Raw genomic sequence first — 21551 nt, forward strand, 5'->3', positions numbered from 1 at the left:
AAAACACGTGAAATTGCACTATAAACGTGGAGTTAGGTTCGGTTTCTAATTTATGATGTCATTTAATGTAAACAGCAGTGCTATTACTCCCAGAAAAATAATAAATTAGGGTCGGCGTGTGGCCCAGCATCTACCTGAAAGACCCTCATGACAAAACGCTCCATTTTTAAGAAGATCACCGATAAATTCAGTGGCACCAATGGCCACCTGCGCGTAGGTCTTGAAATTCGACCTGACGGCATTGCCTGGGCGGAAGCCTCAGGCACGGCTATCCCTGAATTTGGTTTCGAAGATTGTCGGCCGGCCAAGCGTGCTCAGGTGTTACAGCGCCTGGTTGGTAAGCGCGGCTGGACCGGCGCGATCACTACCCTGGTGTTGCCGCTGGACCAATATCAGGTGTTCCAGATGGATCGCCCGGATGGTATCGACGAATCCGAGTTGAGCGACGCCCTGCGATGGAAGCTGAAAGACCTGCTGGATTTTAGTCCCACCGATGCGGTCTCCGATGTTTTCCCTTTTCCTGAAGATGCCTCCCGCGGCCGCGGCGAATTGGTCAATGTGGTTGCCGCGCGAAAGTCTCTGGTCAGCGAACTGGTCGCCCTGGTGAATGGCTCTGGCCTGCACCTGGAGTGTGTGGATATTGCGGAGCTAGCGCTGCGCAACCTGGTCAGCCAGCTGGATAACAACCAGCGTGGCGCTGCACTGGTCCATCTGCGGGAAAGTTATGGCCAGATGGTGGTGTGTCGCGAAGACACATTGTACCTGTCCCGTCGCCTTGATGTCGCCGCAGAAGATCTGCGCGACGCCGGCCGCCAGGAAAACGCGGTGCAGTCGCTGGCGCTGGAAATGCAGCGATCCCTGGATTATTACGAAAGTCAGTTGGGGCAGGTGCCGCCGGCGATGATCAGGTTGGTGGCTCGCGACAGTGCGCTGCCTCTGGCGTCCATGGTGTCCTCTTATGTTGCGGCCGGTGTCGAAATGCTCGATTGGGCGGCACTGGGAGTCGAGCGGCCGGTTGATAGTCGCTGTCTTCCTGCCTGGAGTGCCAGTCTCTCGAAGCAATCGGGGGTGCTGTCATGACCCAGCAAGTGAATTTGTACACCCAGGAGCTAAGGCCTCGGAAGGAAACCCTCCAGGCTGGCGCCTTGATAGCGCTGGTGATCGTTTTGGTGGTTACGCTTGGAGTTGGTTCTGCAATTATCCGCTACCAGAACAGCGAGCTTGAAGCGCGGGTAAGCGCGCTGGAGTCGCAGACCCAGACTCTGGAGCAGAATGTGCTCCAACTGTCAGAGAGTGTCAGTGCCCGGCAACCCGCACCGGAAGTCCAGGACGCGTTGGATCGAGTTACTGAAACTCTGGCCCGTCGTCAAAAACTGCTTGAGAGAGTGGAGGGCCTGATCCTGAATGACGGCGGACGATTCTCTCCACAAATGGCAGCGCTGGCCCGGCAAATTCCGAAGGATGTCTGGTTGACCGGCATCCGGCTCGATGCCCAGCCGTCGCTGGTGACTATCGAGGGTCGAGCGCGTTCAGGTGCGCTGGTGCCAACCTACCTTGAGAATCTTGGAAACGAGCCGGTCTTTACCGGGCAGACATTTGGTGCCTTTCGGCTGACGCGGCCCGAAGAGGGGCAGTGGATCGAATTTCACGTGGCCACGGAACGGGCAGGGGAGAACAACTGATGGCGACTTCCTGGCGCGATTCTTTGCAAACCGGTGCCGACCTGTTCAATGAGCGACCGATTCGAGAGCGGGTACTGATCACTGTTACCCTGCTGGTGTTAGTGCTGTTTATCGGCTGGGAGCTTGCCATTGCTCCGGCCGTGAACCAGCAGGACCAGTTTGAATCCCGGCTAAGCACTTTGGCAGCCAGCAGGGACAGCCTGTTGGCTCAGCAGCAGGGCCTGACCAATCAGCTGGCCTCGGACCCTTCCGAGACGTTGAGAGACCAGCTGGACGCACGGCAGAAGCGCCTGGCCAGGCTGGATCGCCAGATTGCCGATACCACCGGCAAGCTGATTGCGCCCAAGGCGATGGTGTCCCTGCTAAAAGATATGCTGGCGGCGCAGGCGTCGTTGGAACTTCAGACCTTCGAATTAAAGACACCGACACCGGTATACGGCCCAGGGGCCGAAGGGGCAGATGCGAAAGCGACAGCTGCCGAACAGCAAAAGCAAGGTGGCCCGCTGCTGTACGCTTATGATGTGGAGCTCAGCATTCTGGGCAGCTACCTGGACGTACTGGCGTATCTCAAGCGTCTCGAGGGCCTGGATAACCGGCTTGGTTGGGTGGTGTTCGAATACGATGCCGAAAACTGGCCCGCTGGTGAGGCCATTATCCGGGTTCGGACGCTCAGTCTTGAGCCGGCCTGGTTGGGGGTGTGACATGATTCGATCGAACGCAGGCCGTCGGTTGTGGTTAGCCCTGATGCTGTTAGGTTGCGGCTTTGGAATGGCTGCGCCCGCCTCTGCACTCCAGGATCCAACCCGGCCTCCTGGGCTAAATGATGCACCGGCAAAAGCCGCACCCCTGGCCGACCTTGCCCTGCAGTCTATTCTGGTGGGCGCGGAGCGTCGGGTTGCCGTTATTAATGGCGAGCCCCGTGCCGAGGGCCAGTCTTTCGATGGCATCCGTGTGCGCAGAATCCATCGGGACCGGGTTGAGGTTATCGACCGCGGGCGCGTTCGCACGTTGTATCTCGACAAGCTACCGCAGGTACGCAGAACCCAATGACCAATGAACGGAAAATCATGACTTCGATGAGACCAATGGCGGTCCTGCTGATTGCAGCGACCCTGACGGCGTGCAGTAACAATCCGCTCATGCGTACATCCAACGCGACGTCGACTGATGTGGCCGATGACATTCAACGCAGTTTGGCTGAGGCTGAGCGGCAGTCGGTAGCTGCCGATGTCGCCGACAACAAGGCCGCAGCTCTGCCTGCAGAGGTCAGTGCGGCTTTGTTGCCACCCTTGTCTCAGGGGCAGGATCTGGACGAACGGTTTGATGTGAATGCCAGTGGCATTCCCGCCGGCAGTTTCTTCGAATCCCTGGTCGATGGCACCCGCTACAACGTGGCAGTTTATCCGGGTGTCGAAGCGGTCATTGATCTGCGGCTGCGGGATGTGACGGTACCCGACGTTATGGACATTGCTGCCGACCTCTACGGCCTGGATATTCAGCGCAGTGGTCGGCTGTACAAAGTGAATGGCGACCGGATTCAAACCCGGATGTTCCCGATCGACTACCTGCACTTCAAACGCAAAGGTGGCTCGGAAACCCGTGTCAGTTCGGGTCAGGTGAGCGGAACGCAAAGCGGCAACGGAAACTCTTCCAACGGTGTGGACGATAACCGCAGCAATGAGACTCGTAACCTGGTGGGCACGACCATCTCCACAGCAACGGAATCGGACTTCTGGTCCGACATTGATCAGGCCTTGAGCATGATCATCGGCCGTGGCGACGATAGCCAGGTGATCGTTAATCCCGGTGCCGGCCTGGTGATGGTCCGAGCCGGTGCCGACGATTTGCGTCTGGTGGAAGAATACCTTCGCCGTACTGAATTGATCATGCAGCGCCAGGTGGTGCTTGAGGCGAAAATCCTCGAGATCATTCTCAACGAGGGCTACCAGCAGGGCATCAACTGGTCTGATCTGCAAAGCGCTTCCAGCGTTACCGACTCCGACGGCCTGCCCGAAGATTTTACGGCCCAGGCGTTGAGCGGGCAGGTTATCCGGACCTCAGACATTGGCGGCCTGTTCTCGGCAAGCGTTCGCGCCGGAGACTTCACCGCACTCATTGAGTTGCTGGGTGAGCAGGGTAATGTGCAGATTCTCTCCAGCCCGAGGATTTCTACGGTTAATAACCAGAAGGCAGTGATCAAGGTCGGCACCGACGAGTTCTTCGTTACCGATATCGACTTTGATGATGACAACTCTGCCGTGACAGGGGCCGACAGCACCTCCACTTCCGTAGAGCTGACGCCGTTCTTCTCCGGCATTTCCCTGGATGTTACGCCGCAGATTTCCGAATCCGGCAGTATTACCCTGCACGTTCACCCATCGGTGACCGAAGTGGACGACCAGAACAAAGTCATCACCATCGGTGAGCGCGATGTCACCTTGCCGCTGGCGATCAGCACCGTGCGCGAAACCGACAGTGTGATCCGCGCCGAGAGCGGCCAGATTGTGGTCATCGGCGGCCTGATCCAGAACAGCAGTGAAGACACTAACTCGGCGGTGCCGTTCTTCAGCGACATCCCGGTAGTGGGTGAGCTGTTCAAGCAGCGCCGGTTCAAGTCCCAGAAAAGCGAACTGGTTATTCTGTTGCGCCCGGTTGTTTCAGAACCTGCTCGAGTTACCGCGGACATTGCGGCCAGCCGTGAGCGCATGAACGTGCTCCGCGAGCTGCTGCAATCGTCGAAATCTGTTACCCCGGAACCGGAGAAAGCCCGTCGCTAGCATGTACGAAGCCCATTTCGGACTGCAGGAAGCACCGTTCGCATTGACGCCCAACACCCGCTATTTTCTGCGGGCGCCCAGCCATAGTGATGCGCTGGAGTTGCTGTTGGTAGCGTTGAGCGAGCGCGAGGGCTTTATCAAGATCACCGGCGAAGTCGGCACCGGCAAGACCCTGTTATGCCGGTTGCTGCTGAATGAGCTGGAACAGAAAGCTCATACCGCTTACATCCCGAATCCGCATCTGGACCCCGACACCCTGTATGAGGCCGTGGCTGAGGAGTTGGGAGTGGATGTTTCGGCGTGTGCCAACACTCATCAGATTCTGAAGGCACTGAATGAAAAGCTGATTGATCTGGCGATGGGGCAGAAACAGGTGGTGCTGGTCATAGACGAAGCCCAGGCTATGCCGGAGGCGACGATTGAAGCCCTTCGGCTGCTGACAAACCTTGAGACTGAAAGCGTGCGGCTGCTGCAAATCGTTCTGTTTGGCCAACCGGAGCTGGATGCCCTGTTGCAGAAAGACAGCCTGCGCCAGTTACGCCAGCGCATTACCTTCCACTACCGGCTAGCTCCGCTCGATCGGCGGTCGGTGGCTCATTACCTGCGCCATCGCGTGTCCCAGGCTGGCTATAACGGTGGCGACCTGTTTTCGGCTGCCGCGTTGCGTCTGATTAGCCGCTCGTCCGGAGGCATTCCCAGGTTGGTAAACATTCTCGCTCACAAAGCCATGCTGTCGGCCTGGGGTGTGGGCGATCGGCACGTGAATCGTCGGCACGTGGCACGGGCGATTCGTGACACGGAAAGCGTCCGGTATCCCGGCTTGTTGGCGAGGTGGTTATGAGTCTGCTCAATGATGCTCTGCGAGCCGCCGAACAGCGCCAGGGGCGTACGGATGTTTCGACCGCCTACACCGGTCAGGTCAACCGGCAGCCGGCGGCTCGTCGCTGGTTGGTTCCGGTTATGGCGTTGCTGCTGGTCATTCTTGTGGTCGTCGCTGTGTATGGCTACTTCTTCCGTATACCGGTAGCACCAACACCAGCACCGCCGGCCGCGCCAGAAGTGCCTAAGCAGCTGAGCGATTCTGCACCGAAAGCAGAAGTTGAATCCGAACCCGAACAAGCGCCTGGGTCCGAGGCAGTGCTGGCGACGAGTACAGGTCACACCGCATTATCTGACACGGTGCCGGCGTCAGAAGCCGCCCGCCCAGAGCCCGAAGCTATCTCGCCAGAGCCACAAGCCGAGCCTGAGATTTCCGACACTGCGCCGGTAGCCTCACAGCCTGCTGAGCCACTGCCGGAGCCCGAATCTGCAGAGGCTCAGGCTCAGGCGCCGGCGGTCAAACAGGTTCGCGAGACCGCGGAGACAATCGATCTGCGTGTGAGCCGGGAAGTTGCCCGGCTGCTGCGAGCGGGTGAATTCAGGGCGGCCGGACAGCAACTGGCGGATGTGACTTCTAACCAGACGGCACCGGTGAGCCGAGGCGTCTACGCTCGGACCATGTTGTTGCAGGATTCTCCAGGGCGGGCGCTTCCCTGGGTCTCCGGTGAGGAAGCCCAGGGCTACCCTGAATTACGTTTGCTGAGAGCCCGGGCACTGCTTTCGCTGGGCCGGTTGAATGAAGCCGTGACTACCTTGTCCCAGGATGTTCCGCCGGTGGCTGACAACATCGAGTACCGGATTACGCTAGCCACCCTGACGCAGCAAGCCGGCCAGAACGTTGAAGCGGCACGGCACTGGTCAGCCTTGATTGCTTTGGACGACAGCCAGCCAACCTGGTGGGTTGGTCTCGCCATAGCCCTTGAAGCCGGGGGGCAGGCTGCTGGTGCCTTGAAGGCATACACGCAGGCGGCCCAACTACCTGGTTTGTCGCCGTCGCTGGCGGACTATGTTCGTAACCGTTTGACACTTTTGCAGGCAGGATAGAGATGACGGAGCCAAAGAAAAAAATCCGCATAGGTGACCTGCTGGTCCAGAACGATGTCATCACTGAACAGCAGCTGATGACCGCCCTGCGGGAACAGAAAAATACCGGGCGCAAGCTTGGCCGTACCCTGATTGATTTGGGCTACGTGGATGAGGATAACCTGCTCAACATCCTGTCCCGGCAACTTGAAGTGCCCTTTGTTCAGCTCCGGCACTACCAGTTCGATAATGAGCTGGTGAAAAAGCTGCCGGAAGCCATGGCCCGACGTTTCCGCAGTATTGTGCTGGCAGAGCAAAGTGGCGACCTGCTGGTTGGCATGGCCGACCCCCTCGACATTTTCGCCTACGACGAGCTGGTTCGAATTCTAAAGCAGCCGATCAGGCAGGCGGTGGTGCGGGAGAGTGAACTGCTCAGCACCATCGATCTCGTCTATCGTCGTACCGAGGAAATCGCCTCGCTGGCGGAAGAGTTGGAAGACGAGCTGGGCGATGATGCCTTTGACCTGGCCGACCTGTCCGCTGAGTCCGAAAGCACCGAAGCGCCAGTGGTTAAGTTGCTGCAAACGTTGTTCGAAGATGCGGTGCAGGCCCGCAGCTCCGATATTCATATCGAGCCCGATGAAACCGTGGTCCGGATTCGTCAGAGGGTCGATGGCGTCCTCCAGGAGCAGGTGATGAAGGAAAAGCGCGTCAACGCCGCGCTGGTCCTGCGTCTGAAACTCATGGCAGGGCTTAATATCTCGGAAAAGCGACTGCCCCAGGATGGCCGATTCAATATTCGGGTGAAAGGACGAAGCATCGACGTGCGGATCTCCACCATGCCGGTCCAGTATGGAGAATCGGTGGTGATGCGACTGCTGGATCAGAGCCAGGGCATGCTGAACCTGGATGCCACAGGCATGCCGGCGGAGCTCATGGAGAGGTTCCGGCGCATGATTCGAAAGCCCCACGGCATGATTCTGGTTACCGGGCCGACCGGTAGTGGTAAAACCACCACGCTGTACGGTGCACTGAGTGAACTGAACCGGCCGGAAGTGAAGATCATCACTGCCGAAGACCCGGTGGAATATCGGCTGCCGCGAATTACGCAGGTGCAGGTGAACCCGAAAATCGGCTTGGAATTTGCCGGCGTTCTGCGTTCTGCGCTGCGTCAGGATCCTGATGTGATTCTGGTGGGCGAGATGCGTGACCAGGAAACGGTGGACATCGGACTCCGGGCCGCTATGACCGGTCACCTCGTACTCTCCACCCTGCACACCAACGACTCCATCAGCAGTGCCATGCGCCTGATTGATATGGGTGCGCAACCGTTTCTGGTAGCCAGTTCACTGCTGGGCGTGGTTGCCCAGCGCCTGGTGCGGCGGATTTGTGAGAACTGTTCTGAGCCCTATGACCCCACCGATCAGGAACGGATTTGGCTGGATAGCTTTGATCTAGACCCTCTGGATCGGGAGGCCGGTTTTGTTCATGGGCGAGGATGTTATCAGTGCAGTAACACTGGCTATAAAGGTCGTGTCGGCGTCTATGAGCTGCTCGAAATGAACGAAAGCATGCTTGACGCCTTGCGGCGCCAGGACGTTTCCGGATTCACTCGGGCGGCTCGTCAGGGCGAGCTTTACCGTCCGCTCGGCCATTGCGCTATGGATTACGCGTTGCAAGGGAAAACCACCCTGGAAGAGGTGGCCCGCGTGGCTGCAGCCTCTGAAAGCGACTATGAAGACACCGCCGAAGTGCCGCTTCTGGATGAGCGTGAGGGGAGCATCGTCTGATGCAGTTCAGGTACCGGGGTAAGGATGATCGCGGAATTCTGCAGCAGGGGTCGCTGGTAGCCGCCAATGCGGATGCGGCGGCTTCGGAATTGGTGCGTCGGGGCATTACCCCGCTCACCATTCGCGAGCAACAAGAGCAAGCGTCCTTGGTCGACCGGCTGAACAAAATGCCGCTGTTCCGGAAGAAGGTGACTCTGGATGAGCTGATCGTTTTTTGCCGCCAGATGTACGCCCTCACCAAAGCCGGCATACCGTTGATTCGCACCATGCGTGGGTTGGCCGAAACCACCCGGTCACCGGTGCTGGCGGAAGTGCTGGAGGATGTCACCTCCCGGCTGGAGGGCGGCACCACCATGGCGACTGCCATGCAGGCGCACCCGGAAGTGTTTTCGGAGTTGTTCATCTCCATGATACACGTCGGCGAAAATACCGGCATGCTGGACGACGCCTTCAAGCGGCTGTCAGAGATCCTGGAGCTGGAGCGGGACACCAAGCGCCGCCTCAAACAGGCTCTGCGCTACCCCACGTTTGTGGTGGTTGCCTTGCTGGCGGCGCTGATGGTGGTGAACTTTCTGGTCATCCCGAAATTCGCCGCGGTGTTCAATAAGCTGGGCGCGGACCTGCCATTCCTGACACAGGTGCTGGTCGGCACCTCGAATTTCCTGATCGACTATTGGTACGTGATGCTGTTTGTGGTCGCCGCTGGTGGCCTTCTGCTGCGCCAGTGGAGGCGCACGGAACAGGGCGAGTTGACCTGGGATAGGTATAAATTGCGAATGCCGGTCATTGGTCCCTTGTTGGAGCTGATAACGTTGAGCCGGTTCGCTCGCAATTTTGCCTCCATGCTGGCGGCAGGAATGCCGGTAACCACCGCGTTGACTGTGGTGGCAGATGCCACCGACAATGCCTGGATATCCAGGCACATCAAAGAGATGCGTATGGGCATTGAGCGGGGCGAGAGCCTGTTGCGTACCGCTCGTCAAAGTGGCATGTTCACGCCCCTGATTTTGCAAATGATTGCAGTAGGAGAAGAAACAGGCTCCGTGGATGACATGCTCAACAACGTTGCCGATTTCTACGACGAGGACGTGGATTACGGGCTCAAACGGCTGGCGGAATCCATCGAGCCGATCCTTATCGTGGCCATGGGTGTGTTGGTGTTGATTCTCGCACTTGGCGTATTCCTGCCGATCTGGGATCTGGGGGCCGCCGCTATGGGGCGGGGCTAAGTGAGAGGGGAACGCCTGTTCAGCGCCGAAGGGGTGGCGCTGGCCCGATTGTTTCGGCTAGCTGCGTCACTGTCAGTATTGGCACTGGTCGTCTGGTTCCTTTTGGGTGTGTTGGAGAGGGAAGTTCAGAAGGCGGAAGAGCAGTCTGCCAACCTGATCCTAAACCAGCTACGGGCGTCTTTGGTGATTAAAGGTGCAGAAGTGATGCTGAGCCGGAATGGCCGGCTTGAGGAGCATCAGGATTTAAACCCGTTTGAGCTGGTTAACCACCAGTGGCCGAGCTACAAAGGGCTGTGCAAAGAATCGGAATTCCAGCCGGGAACCTGGTGTTTTCGACAGGAAGAACAAAAAGTAACAGTAAACATTGCCCGAGGATGGTTAATTTATACCGCTAACCAGCCGATAACCTTGAACGGACGTGGCGCTCAAGCCGGAGAATTACTGGCCTGGAGGGTCACAACAGAATTTGCAGACCGCAATAAAAACGGACAGCGGGAGCAAAGCGAGCGATCAACGGGACTAAAGCTGTCGCCGGTATCGTCTGGGGAACAGACAGTGCTTATGCAGGACGCACGACACTGACACGACGGACAAAAATCTGGAAAGAGGCTGACCTATGAGGCAGTGCGGAAAAACACAAAATCAAAAGGGGTTCACCCTGATCGAATTGGTGGTCGTGATCTCCATTCTGGCGATCCTCGCGGCTTTCGCGCTTCCCCGATTTGCACAGCTTTCCGAACAGGCTCATCAAGCCAATATTCGGGCCACATCGGGTGCATTGGCTGCTGGCGTGGCATTGGCCAAAACCCAGTGGGTGTCTAACGGACTTACTGCAGCGTCAACTGACGTTCAGGGATTTGGTGACGACAATGTGGATGTGGGCGCTGATGGCTGGCCGACCTCGGTCGCGTCTGATGACACCAGCACCACAATGACGGCCGCGAAGTGTCAGGAAGTCTGGCTTGGCGTGCTGCAATCAAATGCACCAATTGTGACAGGCGCTACCCCGGAGTATGCAGTGACGATAGACGCAGGTGACTGTGTCTATACGTACCAGGCGGATGCTCAGAGCAGCACCATCGAATACGACGCCGATAACGGCGACATCATAACAACAGTGAATTAAAACGGCTCACGCAGAGTAAAAAACGGAGAAGTACCATGAATGCTATGAGTGCAATGGCAGTGAGAAAAGAAAAAGGCTTTACCCTTATCGAACTGGTGATGGTGATTGTGATTTTGGGCATCCTGGCAGCGTTTGCTTTGCCGCGGTTTGCAGACTTAGGAAATGAAGCAAGAACGGCGAGCTTGCAGGGCGCTGTTGGCGCAGTTAAATCCGCTGCATCTATTGCTCATGCTCAGTGGTTGGCAGACGGCAACAATGCTGCGACAGTTGTTCTTGACGGAGTAACAGTGGATATGTCGGCAGAAGGGTATCCTGATGCTGTAGCAGCTACCGCTACTCCCCCAGGCATTACCGCCGCTGCGCAGACTGACGCGACGGATTTTTCATTTGATGCCAGTACCGGCGTATTTACGATTACAGGTTATACACCTGCGTCCGGTACCCAATGTCAGTTCACTTATGATGAGACTAGTGGCCAGGTTACTGGGGTTCAGACTGGCGGTTGCTAAGGTTATCGGCCGCGGAAGCGGAAGCGGCCCACTAAATGTGGGGCGACCTCTAAGATAGTGGGAGATCGTATGAGGCAACCCAAGGGTTCCTCGTGTGCAGGCTTTACTCTTGTTGAGTTGGTCATGGTGCTGATACTGGTAGGAGTTTTATCTGCCGTCAGCATAGGCCTTTTCGCAGGCAGAACTGCCTTTTCTCCATTACTCGCCACCCAGCAACTCTCCTCCGCCACGCTGCTTGCCCAACAGGCGGCGCTGGCGGGGAATTCCTCTTCCACCTTAACCATCCGCCAGACCAGCGACGATCTGATTTTCCTGGCTGCATCTTCTCAATTTAGCTTGCCTCGCAGTGGTTCCACTCTGGCCTATCGCGTAGCAGGCAGTCCCTATGCTGACGTTCCAGCAGGCGGCATCGACATTGGCTTCAGCCCAATGGGTAGAATTGCCACTCCTGCCGCGCGAACCAATATCGATTTCCGGATTACCGGGGATAGCACATTCAACCTGTGCCTGAGCTCTCTGGGCGCGGTGTTTGGTGAGGCTTGCCCATGAAGTGTCAGGCGAGTCCGCCGAAAGACCAATCCGGTGCAACTCTGGTAGAGCTTGTTATTACCATCGTCATCATCAGTGTTGCCATTGCCGGAACCGTGGGAGCGTTCTCCCTGATTGCGGGACGCAGTGCGGATCCGCTCAACCAAACGCGGGCCGTGGCCCTGGCACAGATCTACATGGATGAGATTCTTGGTCGTCGTTATGACGAAGACACCCCTGTGGGTGGTGTTCCAAAAGAGCCGGGTTGCACTATTAACACGGAAGAGGGCAGCCGCGCCGATTATGATGATGTCGATGACTACAACGCCATCAATAACTCTGCTCCACAAAACGCTGAAGGCACGCCGCTTGCGGCAGACTACGCGAATTTTCTGATTTCCGTTGATGTGCAGTGTGCGGGCACGGAGGTAGGTCTTCCATCAGACGATGCCAAGCGTATTGATCTTGCCATCACCGATCCCTCAGGACAGGGTTACAATTTCTCGGTCTACAGGGCGAATTACTGATGCGTCGCCGGACCGGATTTACTCTGATCGAACTGCTGATGGTGATTGTGCTGCTTAGCATAGTGTCCATTGTGTCCGTTCGGTTTGTCAGCCTGTCGACCCGAGGTGCCCTTGATACAGGCGCGCGGCAGCTCCGCGCGCTGCAGTCGGTGGTAATCAGTGAGCAAATTACCCGGGAACTGCGGGAGGCTTTCCCGTTATCGGTGCGCAGCAATGGCTCCTGTATTGAATGGCTACCACTGCAGGCGGGGACGAATTATCTGGAGCTGACCTCTGGCCCTGGGTTTGATGAAATTGATATCGCCGCCTTCGCCCAGGTGCCGGCGGTGGGCAATACCAGGGCCGTAGTTTATGGCTACGGCACCGCAACAGACGACCTCTACGCCGATACCAATCCCGGTCCCGTTTCCGAGACTATTTCCATTATCGACAACTCGGCATCACCTGCAGCCATCACCTTGTCGGGCAGCCATCAATTCAGCGAAACCTCGCCAGCGCGGCGACTATTTATAGTGGGTGATCCGGTGAGTCTTTGCCAGAGCGGTCGTTTCCTTCACCGTTACAGCGGCTACGGCCGGACATCCAGCCAACCCACGCCGCCGGCAGTGACGCCGGAAGTATTGGCCGCCAACCTGACTGGGACGGTGGATTTCCGTTTCCTACCGGCCACTTTGCAACGGGCAGCGGTGGTGCAATTTACCTTTGGCCTTGTAAGCGCCGACGGCAACGAAACCACCACAGTCAGCCAGGAGGTTCAGATCCGCAATGTTCCCTGACACCTTCCTGAACCGACAGCGGGGCGCCGGTCTGCCAGTGGCCCTGTTTGTGATTACCGTGCTGGCGTTGATTGTGGTCAGCATGGCCCAGCAACAAGAGAGTGCCGGGGCGGCTGTTGGCCAACAGATTCTCTCCCAGCGGGCATTCTATGCCGCCGAGAGCGGCGCCCAAGTGGCGGTAACTGAGGCGCTGGATGGTGGCAGCTGTGGCTCAGTGCCGGGAGCAGTGAACTATACTCAAGCCGGTCTCACTGGTTGCAGCGCCAACCTGAGTTGTACTTCGGTGCAGGCAGACATTGACGGCGACTCTACCCTGGAGCGCGTTTACACCCTGGTCAGTGTGGGCCAGTGTGGCTCTGGCGCCGAGGCCGCATTCCGTACCGTGGAGGTTCGAGTCCGATGACTGCAGTCGTAACCTGGATTCGTTGTACGTTGTTAATTCTGGTTATGTTGGTCCCCGGATGGGCGCATGCCTGGAAAATGGAAGCGGGTACCCTTGATCTTCCTCAGACTACAAACGTCAGCAGCCTGTTTTCCTTCTCTTTTAAACAAACTTATGCCACTCCACCTATCGTGGTGGCGCTGCCAACTGACGACGGCCCTAATGCGTCGGCGCTGCGCATCGCTAATGTAACTACCACTGGCTTCCAAATGGCTCAGGTGGAACCGCTTTCTGAGGATGGGCCGCACACTAATATGACGGTGAGTTACGTTGCGGTGGAGAGGGGCAGTCATACACTTCCGGATGGAACCCGCATTGACGCTGGGCTGCTCGACAGTCGAGATGGGGACAAAACTGATAAAACCTATGTGCAGTTCCAGAAGGATGGGGATGGTAAGACAAGATGGGGAAAGCACAAATTTGGAAGTAACTTCTCTAACAACCCTGTCGTCATCGGTGCTATCCAGACGCTTGCAAATGAAATTAACGACGACGTTCCGGATGATCAGTCAGAACCATGGATGACATTGGTTTTCGAAAAGGTCCTGAACAACGGCTTTGATTATGCGCTGGAGTTCAGTGAGGTATTTTCCCTTTCTGATACAGATATCCACGAGCTACCTGAGCTTGAACAGATCGGCTTTATCGCGTTCAGCGCAACACCGACTAGCTCTTTCAAGGCCATCGGCAACGTCAATGTGCGGTACGAGTCTCAGAACATAGATAATGGACCTCGTGGTTGGGACGACGGATGCGATCTATTCGGTTTTAACAGTGCCTTTGGCTCCAGCCCGATAGTACTTGCCAGCAAAACCAGCCGACGAGAGGACGATGGCGGCTGGCTTCGGCAATGTCAGCTTTCTGCTTCGAATATCGGGCTGACTATCGACGAAGATGACTATCAGGATTCAGAGCGCAGTCATGGACGGGAAAGTATTGGTTTGTTGGCCTTTTCCCAAGCCTTCACCTATGACTCTGAAGCACGACCGCCGGTTGCGGAGCCTCTGATGCTGGAGTCACGCTCGGTGACAGTGTCAGCCGGCTCAGCAACCACCGTCAACTTCGATCAGGTGTACCCCTCGCCGCCGGCCGTTTTTGTGTTGGGGGATGACAATAATCCCGAGCCCTCTTCCGTGAGAATACGGAACGTCACTGAGCAGGGTTTTGAGGTTTTACCGGTCGAACCTCCACTTGGGAATCCAGGTTGGTCCGTCGGGAATCAGGACACGACGATTCATTACCTGGCGGCTACCTATGGACAGCACCAGTTTCCGGACGGCACTCAGCTGGAAGTTGGGCAGCTACCCCTGCAAGCCTACCAGGCTCGCAATATCTCTGGATCAAGCTGGTCACGATTGAACTTCCTGTCCGCATTCAGCAGCACACCGGCTTTCATCAGTCAGATCCAGAGCACCGTCAACGAGACTTCTGCGCCGCCTGGTCGCTCAGATCCCTGGCTGACCATGGCTCATGACCGGCTGGGGGTGTCCGGTATTGATCTTGCCCTGGAGCGCGCGGAAACCCGCAGCGGTACGATTTCATCGCCGGAAACCGTCGCCTACCTTGCCATTGAGGCTGGTGTTATCGGTGCCTTTGTGGACAACGATGGCCAGACGATAACGGCTGAGGCGCAGGTTACCCCTGACCAAATTGGCGGCACCCGGAATTGCGATTCGATGTCTTTCCTTCAATCTTACCCCGCGCCGCCTCGGGTTATCGGTTCCCAGGTTTCGCGCGATGGGGGTGATGGTGGCTGGCTACGCCGGTGTTCGGTGTCGAATGCCAGCGTTGATCTGAAAATTGAAGAGGACTGGGCCAGCGATCAGGATCTGAGCCATACCACTGAGGAAGCCAGCTTCCTCGCGTTTTCAGACAACTTTGCCGTCGACTTTTCGCTTCGGGCGATCTATGGGCTGGAAGGGCCGCGCTGGCAGGGCGATCCGGGGGAAGTTAAAGAGCTTCGGGGCACAGGGTTGGATGGCCAAAGCGTTGGCGGCGCCATGGCTGAGCCGGCACAAGTCTGCTACGGCGCAACTCTGTCTGGCGGCTCCTACGTTGATATTCCTCACGATCCTGAGTTGTCGGCCGACGAAGAATTCACCGTCATGGCCTGGATTAATATTGCGGCGCTGCCTTCCAGTGGGAATCTCAAAACAATCGTCTCGAAGGACGAGAATTACGAATACCATGTCGACAGTAATGGCGAGCTGTTCTGGTGGTGGAACAATAGTGCTGGCGCTACCCGGTCGTTTACCTCGGGCTACCAACTTCCGACAAACACTTGGGTGCACACCGCCATCACTTATTCCCGGCGGGATGGCGTTCAGCGCATCGTCGTGGACGGGGTTGAACGGGCCAGGCAAACCTTCACCAATGAGTCATTGAGCCAGAACACCGACCCATTCCAGATTGGCGCAGACCAGGGCTTCGCCGGCCGTGAGTTTGAAGGCCAGATTGATGAGGTACGCTTGTATGGCCGGGCACTATCCAATACGGCGATTCTGCGCGAAGCCAATCGCAGCCGCCCCTGTTCCCAGGTTCTGGACCATTTCCGGATAACTGTTCCGGCCACAGCCAGTGTTTGCGCGCCGGTTGATGTCCAGATCCAGGCCGAAGATGCCGGCGATAATCTATTGGTGGGTTATCAGGGCACCGTGAATCTAACCACCAGCACCGATCATGGCAACTGGCAGAGGGTTTCGGCAGCCGGTTCACTGGCGCCCGATCCAGACAGTGACGACGATGGCCAGGTCCGGTATCAGTTTGATGCTGCAGACAATGGTTCGGTAACCCTGGGTCTCGCCAACAGTCGGGCGGACCGGTTGACCATTACTGCCCGGGATACCTCCGGGGGGCAATCTGGAGTCTCCAGCGTGGTGGAGTTCCGGGAGAATGCTCTTGTGGTGTCCCTGGCCGACACCTTTGGTGCGGACGTGATTGCCGGGCGGCCCCATGGTTTGGAAGCAGAAGTGTTGCGACGGGACCCGAGTAGTGGCGAATGCGGCCGTGTTGAGGCTTACGATGGTCCCATTGATCTTCGGGCCTGGCTGGACCGTCAGGGGGATGACCCGAGTGGAGCCGCGCCGGATCTGAACGGTGGTTCCGGTTCTGTCACCTTGCCTTCGTCCCGGCCCGGTTCGACCAACCTCACAATGGACTTTGTTCAGGGCCTCGCTCAGCTGACGTTAAGCCCGTCGGATGTGGGTCATTATGCACTCGAGCTGGAAGACAGTGAGTCGGGACTTATCCTGGACGAGAATGATGCGCCGCGTACGATCACGGGTACAAGTGCCGCACTGTCGGTTCGCCCCTTTGGGTTTGCGGTCACGGTGGCCGGCAATCCGGCGGCAACTGGCGCGGGCGGAACCGCTTTTCTGGCGGCAGGTCGGTCTTTTGATATCGGAGTAAGGGCCGTTCAGTACGACAGTGCCGATGATAGTGATCTCGACGGTCAGCCCGATGGGCACAATGACAATACTGCAAATAAAACGGTGGCTCTGGCGACCAACAACGCGACCCTTGTCGACAATGCCACCGTCGTCAGCTTTGATGATTCCGTAGCGCTGAACGGCTACCTGATTGCGGGGCCCCCCGGCCCGCCTGATCCAGCTGACCCCGGGCTGGCGGGGCCGAGCGCAGTAAGTGGGTTTAGTGGTGGCTCAGTTAGCGGTCCTGCGCGTTACAACGAGGTGGGTGTTATTGAGGTGGCCACGGCATTCAGCAGCACATATTTGGGCCGCGCCATCGATCTGGTCGGTGACACTGGTCCGGTGGGGCGTTTCCATCCGGAACATTTCTCCCTGGAAGGTCAGACGGATGGTGTGCTGGCGGCACAGTGTAATGGGTTTACCTACACCGGTCAGAGTTTCGGCTATGCCACGGCACCAGATTTCACCATCGCGGCAAGAGCCTATAATGGTGGCGGCGCTGGACTTGGCCCAATCACCCGCAATTACCGGGGCGACTGGCAAAAGCTGGACGTAGATAATGTCGCCCAGAATCTTCCAGTCGCAGACTCAACTCAGACTGGCAATGACGGCAGCCTGCTGGCGGTCACAACGACCCCGGACACGGAAGTGTTAACGCCGCTGGGTAATGGGTCTATGGTATATAGGCAGGGACCCGACACGTTCGTGTACACCCGCAACGGCAATGCTCGAGTCGCGCCATTTGATGCTGCTCTTGAGGTGAGCATTACCAGCGTTCAGGACAGCGACAGTGTGGCCTTGTCAGCCACTGATTTACCGGTATCCCTGCCCGCAACGGGCACTTCCATCCGTTACGGACGGCTGGTGCTGGAAAACGCTTACGGCCCGGAAGACCCTAACGCCTATGCGTCGACGCCGAGGGCGCTACAAATGCCTTTCGAGGCGCAGATCTGGAACGGTTCCCGTTTCACCCGCCATACTGATGAAAACTGCTGGGTCTACAACACTGCCGATGCGTTGGTGACCGATACCCCGCCTAATACCTCGGTGGATGCCAGATCGGGAACCATGACCAATGGCATTGCGGAGTCAGATGAAGAGCTTCTGCTAACGCCGCCGGGCGCCGGCAACACCGGCAGCGTAATGGTTGAATATCCGGTGCCTGTGTATTGGCAGGATGATTATGACGGTGATGGTACCAACGAAAATCCATCGGCGATTGCCACGTTTGGCGTCTACCGGGGCCATGATCGCGTGATCTACTGGCAGGAGCGCTAGCGCCGATCCCGAAATTGGTCGCCCATCCGGCCACAAAAAAGGGGCAGCCTTCTCAGACTGCCCCTGGAAAACGAGCCCGGTGGCTCAATCGTCATCTCCTTCGGGGTGGTCCAGCCCCAGTTCATTGATCTTCCGAGTCAGGGTGTTGCGCCCCCAGCCCAGTAGCACGGAGGCGTCCCGGCGGCGACCGCCGGTGTGCTTCAGGGCGGTTTCGATCATGATCTTTTCGAATTCAGGTATCGCACTATCCAGAATACCTTTCTTGCCGCGCTTCAGTTCCTGTTCGGCCCAATTGCGCAGGCCTTCCTGCCAGGTGGTGCCCACAGTGGGGGTTTCCGCCTGATGCAGCAGTTCCGGTGGCAGGTCATCGATGTGGATCTCGCGGCCGCTGGCCATCACTGTCAGCCAGCGACAGGTGTTTTCCAGTTGGCGGACGTTGCCTGGCCAGGGCATAGTCGTCAGGTATTCCTCGGCATCCGGCCGCAGGATCTTGGATTCCACCGCCAATTCTTTGGCTGCCCGCTTCAGGAAGTGCTGCATCAACCGGGGAATGTCTTCACGCCGTTCCGCCAACTTGGGTAGATGCACCCGGATAACATTCAACCGGTGGAATAGATCTTCCCGGAAGGAGCCGGCCTGAACCAGCTGCTCCAGATCCTGATGCGTGGCGGCGATGATGCGCACGTCCACCTTGATGGGTGTGGTGCCGCCGACCCGGTAGAACTCGCCATCCGCGAGTACTCGCAACAGGCGGGTCTGGGTGTCGGCGGGCATGTCGCCAATTTCATCCAGGAACAGGGTGCCACCGTTGGACTGCTCAAACCGCCCCTGACGCGCAGCGCCGGCTCCGGTGAAAGCGCCTTTCTCATGCCCGAACAGCTCGGATTCAATCAGGTCTTTCGGAATGGCGGCCATGTTCAGAGCAATGAACGGATGTTTGGCGCGCGGGCTGTGATTGTGCAGTGCCTGGGCTACCAGCTCTTTACCGGTGCCGCTCTCACCGTTGATCAGCACCGTTATGTTGGAATGCGAAAGCCGACCAATCGCGCGAAAGACCTCCTGCATGGCGGGGGCTTCACCGATGATCTCGGTATTGCGCTGCGTACTTTCGGCAAGGGGCTCGGCACTGGCCTTCTTCTCGTGGCTATGGGCAACGGCCCGTTTGGCCAACGCAACTGCGTCATCCACATCGAACGGCTTGGGAAGATACTCGAAGGCGCCGGTCTGGTAGCTGGTCACCGCGCTCTCTAGATCCGAATGCGCGGTCATGATGATCACTGGCAGATCGGGATGAGCCTCTACAATCTGAGACAACAGGGTAATGCCATCAACCCCGGGCATCCGGATATCGCTGATGATGGCGTCTGGTTGCTCATGTTCGAGACGCATCATGATGCTCTCGCCACTTTCGAAAACCCGGGGCTGTAAACCGGCCTGGTTAAGGGCGCGCTCCAGCACCCAGCGAATACTGCGATCGTCGTCTATGATCCAGACGTTTGCCGGTTGGCTCATGGGGTGTCCTCCAGAGGCAGGAAGATGATGAAGTCGGTTCGGCCGGGCTCGCTTTCGCACTCGACCAGGCCGCGATGTTGCCCGATGATGCTTTGGGTAATGGATAGTCCCAAACCGGTGCCACTGGCGCGGCCGCTAATCATCGGGTAGAAGATGTTTTGCAATAGATCCGGTGGAATGCCGGGCCCGTTATCGATTACGTCGACCCGGCATACCAGGCGATGACGCCGATTGCCGATGGTGAACTGGCGCAGGGCGCGGGTTCGGAATGTGATGGTGGGCGGCGCTTCATCCCGGTGGCCGGTCTGGTTCTCGAAGGCCGCTTCCATGGCATTCCGGGCGATGTTCAGGAATGCCTGAATCAGCTGTTCCTTGTCGCCTGGGAATTCCGGAATACTGGGGTCGTAGTCCCGGCGGAATAAAAGACGACCTTTGCTTTCGGCTTCCAGCAATGTGCCCACCCGTTCCAGTACCTCGTGCACGTTGGTTTCAGCCAGCTTCAGAGCCTTGTTGGGGCCAAGCATGCGGTCGACCAGGCTGCGCAGGCGATCGGCCTCATCAATGATGACACGGGTGTATTCGCGCTGGTCCTCGTCATTGAGTTCGCGGTCGAGCAGTTGCGCTGCGCCCCGAATGCCGCCTAGTGGGTTTTTGATCTCGTGGGCCATGCCGCGCACCAGAATCCGGGTGGTTTCCTGCTGCGAGATAATGTCCTCTTCCCGGCTGATGCGGAGCAGTCTGTCCCGGGGCTGAATTTCGATCAGCAGTTCAACCGGATCCAGGCTGGTAGGTGTTACCGAGTAATCCACCGTCAATCGTAAGCCGCTGGCCAGAACGAACTCAGCCTCGCGGCGGGTGTAGGATTGGCCATTTTCGGCGGCAGCATGAAGGGTTTTCAGGGCGTCTTCGGAATCAATCAGGATGTCATCGAACAACTGACCCCGGCTCCGGGTCATGCTGGTTTCGAACAGGCTCTCTGCGGCCGGATTGAAGTAACTAATCCTCAGGCTTTCCTCCAGAACCAGAACCGCTGTGGTCAGGCTGTCGAGGATGCGCTTGTCGCCGTTTGTGGTGGCCGTAGGCAATGCCATGTATCAATCCCGTTGGTTCGACATTGTGAATGTGGTGACCTTCCTATCTTTGTGAAACTGCAAGAAGCGAACCACTTTGAAGGTCAGCGCAAAAAGAGTGGGCAAAGTGCGGGCATGTGCGTCAAACAGCGTGGAGCTGTGCCGTACGCTGGTGCGTAAGTCGAAGGGGAAGGATGACCAGCCCGGTGGTTTCGCCCTATAGCTGGTCAGAGTATGGCGTGTTTATGGTGCAATCGCACCAAAATAGTGCGCTGTCAATTGGCGACGGACGGGCGGTGCACGGTAAAGCTGATGGCCGGGCCGGTTTTCACCTGAACACCGTTTTCATCAACGATGTGGACACGGGCATCGTGAGTGCCACGGAACACATTACGGACGCTAACAGAACCTGAAGTAGTCTGGCCTACCGGTTGTCCGTCCAGGGTAACCTCGTACTTGTGGCCGGACTGGAGGCCAGGGGTGCTTTGGACTTCAAACTGGATATCGCCGCTGCCGCTGTGAAAGGCCTGATTGTTTTCGGGGTAGGCGAAGCCAACGCTTTCGTACACCGAGCCTTCGCGTTTGACCTCTTCGCGCAGTTTGTCGGTTTCGCGCACATTTTGGGGCTTAGGTAGGGTCACGGTGGTAACTGGCTTGACCTCTACGGCTTCGGAGCCCTTGGACGGTTCGTCGGAGAAGGTAACATTGCCATTGGCATCCACATTTCGGTAAACCTCTGCGACCGTGGGGCCAGTGAGCAGGATCAGGGCTGCGGCGAATAGTCCGGTCCTTGGTTTCATAAGCACACCTGTGTTGATGTTTTATTCGATTATCTGCGGCCCCCGACGTCATTTCAACGCCCCTGAGGCAGGTTGTTAGTTACATATCGTTAAGAACGGCAGACACTTCTAATTAGGCCATAAAAAAGCCCCGCACTGGGCGGGGCTTCGTCACAAACCGAAGCTTCCGGTTTGT

Annotated in this window: 20 protein-coding genes; 17 read left to right on the forward strand and 3 right to left on the reverse strand. The window is 57.6% G+C overall.

The window, feature by feature from the left end:
* Positions 1-147: 147 nt before the first annotated feature.
* The 17 genes from QUE89_RS03105 (at position 148) to QUE89_RS03185 (ending at position 17994) form a co-directional block, all read left to right on the forward strand.
* Positions 148-1080 (forward strand): type IV pilus biogenesis protein PilM, encoded by a 933-nt coding sequence (locus tag QUE89_RS03105; RefSeq protein ID WP_286221786.1) that lies wholly within the window; start codon positions 148-150, stop codon positions 1078-1080.
* Positions 1077-1682 (forward strand): PilN domain-containing protein, encoded by a 606-nt coding sequence (locus QUE89_RS03110; protein ID WP_286221787.1) that lies wholly within the window; start codon positions 1077-1079, stop codon positions 1680-1682. The genes QUE89_RS03105 and QUE89_RS03110 overlap by 4 nt, the downstream gene beginning before the upstream one ends.
* Positions 1682-2383 carry an MSHA biogenesis protein MshJ gene (locus QUE89_RS03115; RefSeq protein ID WP_286221788.1) on the forward strand — a complete coding sequence of 234 codons (702 nt, stop codon included), beginning with the start codon at positions 1682-1684 and terminating at the stop codon, positions 2381-2383. Before QUE89_RS03110 ends, QUE89_RS03115 begins: the two co-directional genes overlap by 1 nt.
* Position 2384: 1 nt before the next feature.
* Complete coding sequence (locus tag QUE89_RS03120) at positions 2385-2732, forward strand: hypothetical protein (RefSeq protein WP_286221789.1); 348 nt, start codon at positions 2385-2387, stop codon at positions 2730-2732.
* 17 nt (positions 2733-2749) lie between these two features.
* Positions 2750-4459, forward strand: a complete 1710-nt coding sequence (gene mshL / locus QUE89_RS03125; RefSeq protein WP_286221790.1) for a pilus (MSHA type) biogenesis protein MshL — start codon at positions 2750-2752, stop codon at positions 4457-4459.
* 1 nt (position 4460) lies between these two features.
* Entirely contained in the window at positions 4461-5300 is an 840-nt protein-coding gene (locus tag QUE89_RS03130) for an ExeA family protein (protein ID WP_286221791.1), read from the forward strand.
* Complete coding sequence (locus QUE89_RS03135) at positions 5297-6382, forward strand: MSHA biogenesis protein MshN (RefSeq protein WP_286221792.1); 1086 nt, start codon at positions 5297-5299, stop codon at positions 6380-6382. The genes QUE89_RS03130 and QUE89_RS03135 overlap by 4 nt, the downstream gene beginning before the upstream one ends.
* Before the next feature lie 2 nt (positions 6383-6384).
* Positions 6385-8151 (forward strand): GspE/PulE family protein, encoded by a 1767-nt coding sequence (locus QUE89_RS03140; protein ID WP_286221793.1) that lies wholly within the window; start codon positions 6385-6387, stop codon positions 8149-8151.
* A complete protein-coding gene (locus QUE89_RS03145; RefSeq protein WP_286221794.1) occupies positions 8151-9380 on the forward strand; it encodes a type II secretion system F family protein in 1230 nt (409 codons plus the stop codon). Before QUE89_RS03140 ends, QUE89_RS03145 begins: the two co-directional genes overlap by 1 nt.
* A 78-nt stretch (positions 9381-9458) precedes the next feature.
* On the forward strand, positions 9459-9962 hold the full coding sequence (locus QUE89_RS03150; protein WP_286221795.1) for a hypothetical protein: 504 nt from the start codon (positions 9459-9461) through the stop codon (positions 9960-9962).
* Positions 9963-9996: 34 nt separating this feature from the next.
* Positions 9997-10506, forward strand: a complete 510-nt coding sequence (locus QUE89_RS03155) for a type II secretion system protein (protein WP_286221796.1) — start codon at positions 9997-9999, stop codon at positions 10504-10506.
* 35 nt (positions 10507-10541) lie between these two features.
* The gene (locus QUE89_RS03160; protein ID WP_286221797.1) at positions 10542-11015 is read left to right on the forward strand and encodes a type IV pilin protein; all 474 of its coding nucleotides are present in this window, start codon (positions 10542-10544) and stop codon (positions 11013-11015) included.
* A gap of 69 nt (positions 11016-11084) precedes the next feature.
* On the forward strand, positions 11085-11564 hold the full coding sequence (locus tag QUE89_RS03165) for a pilus assembly FimT family protein (protein WP_286221798.1): 480 nt from the start codon (positions 11085-11087) through the stop codon (positions 11562-11564).
* Positions 11561-12070: a type IV pilus modification PilV family protein gene (locus QUE89_RS03170; RefSeq protein WP_286221799.1), complete on the forward strand. Its 510-nt coding sequence runs from the start codon at positions 11561-11563 to the stop codon at positions 12068-12070. The genes QUE89_RS03165 and QUE89_RS03170 overlap by 4 nt, the downstream gene beginning before the upstream one ends.
* The gene (locus tag QUE89_RS03175) at positions 12070-12846 is read left to right on the forward strand and encodes a PulJ/GspJ family protein (RefSeq protein ID WP_286221800.1); all 777 of its coding nucleotides are present in this window, start codon (positions 12070-12072) and stop codon (positions 12844-12846) included. Before QUE89_RS03170 ends, QUE89_RS03175 begins: the two co-directional genes overlap by 1 nt.
* Entirely contained in the window at positions 12836-13249 is a 414-nt protein-coding gene (locus QUE89_RS03180) for a pilus assembly PilX family protein (RefSeq protein WP_286221801.1), read from the forward strand. Before QUE89_RS03175 ends, QUE89_RS03180 begins: the two co-directional genes overlap by 11 nt.
* Positions 13250-13809: 560 nt before the next feature.
* Complete coding sequence (locus QUE89_RS03185) at positions 13810-17994, forward strand: LamG domain-containing protein (protein WP_286221802.1); 4185 nt, start codon at positions 13810-13812, stop codon at positions 17992-17994.
* 84 nt (positions 17995-18078) lie between these two features.
* Here QUE89_RS03185 and ntrC read toward each other — a convergent pair whose 3' ends face one another.
* The 3 genes from ntrC to QUE89_RS03200 form a co-directional block, all read right to left on the reverse strand.
* On the reverse strand, positions 18079-19506 hold the full coding sequence (gene ntrC, locus QUE89_RS03190; RefSeq protein ID WP_286221803.1) for a nitrogen regulation protein NR(I): 1428 nt from the start codon (positions 19504-19506) through the stop codon (positions 18079-18081).
* Positions 19503-20597, reverse strand: a complete 1095-nt coding sequence (glnL, locus tag QUE89_RS03195; protein WP_286221804.1) for a nitrogen regulation protein NR(II) — start codon at positions 20595-20597, stop codon at positions 19503-19505. Before glnL ends, ntrC begins: the two co-directional genes overlap by 4 nt.
* Positions 20598-20851: 254 nt before the next feature.
* On the reverse strand, positions 20852-21376 hold the full coding sequence (locus tag QUE89_RS03200; protein WP_286221805.1) for a DUF4124 domain-containing protein: 525 nt from the start codon (positions 21374-21376) through the stop codon (positions 20852-20854).
* Positions 21377-21551: the final 175 nt, after the last annotated feature.

Source organism: Marinobacter sp. LA51 (assembly GCF_030297175.1).
GTDB lineage: Bacteria > Pseudomonadota > Gammaproteobacteria > Pseudomonadales > Oleiphilaceae > Marinobacter > Marinobacter apostichopi.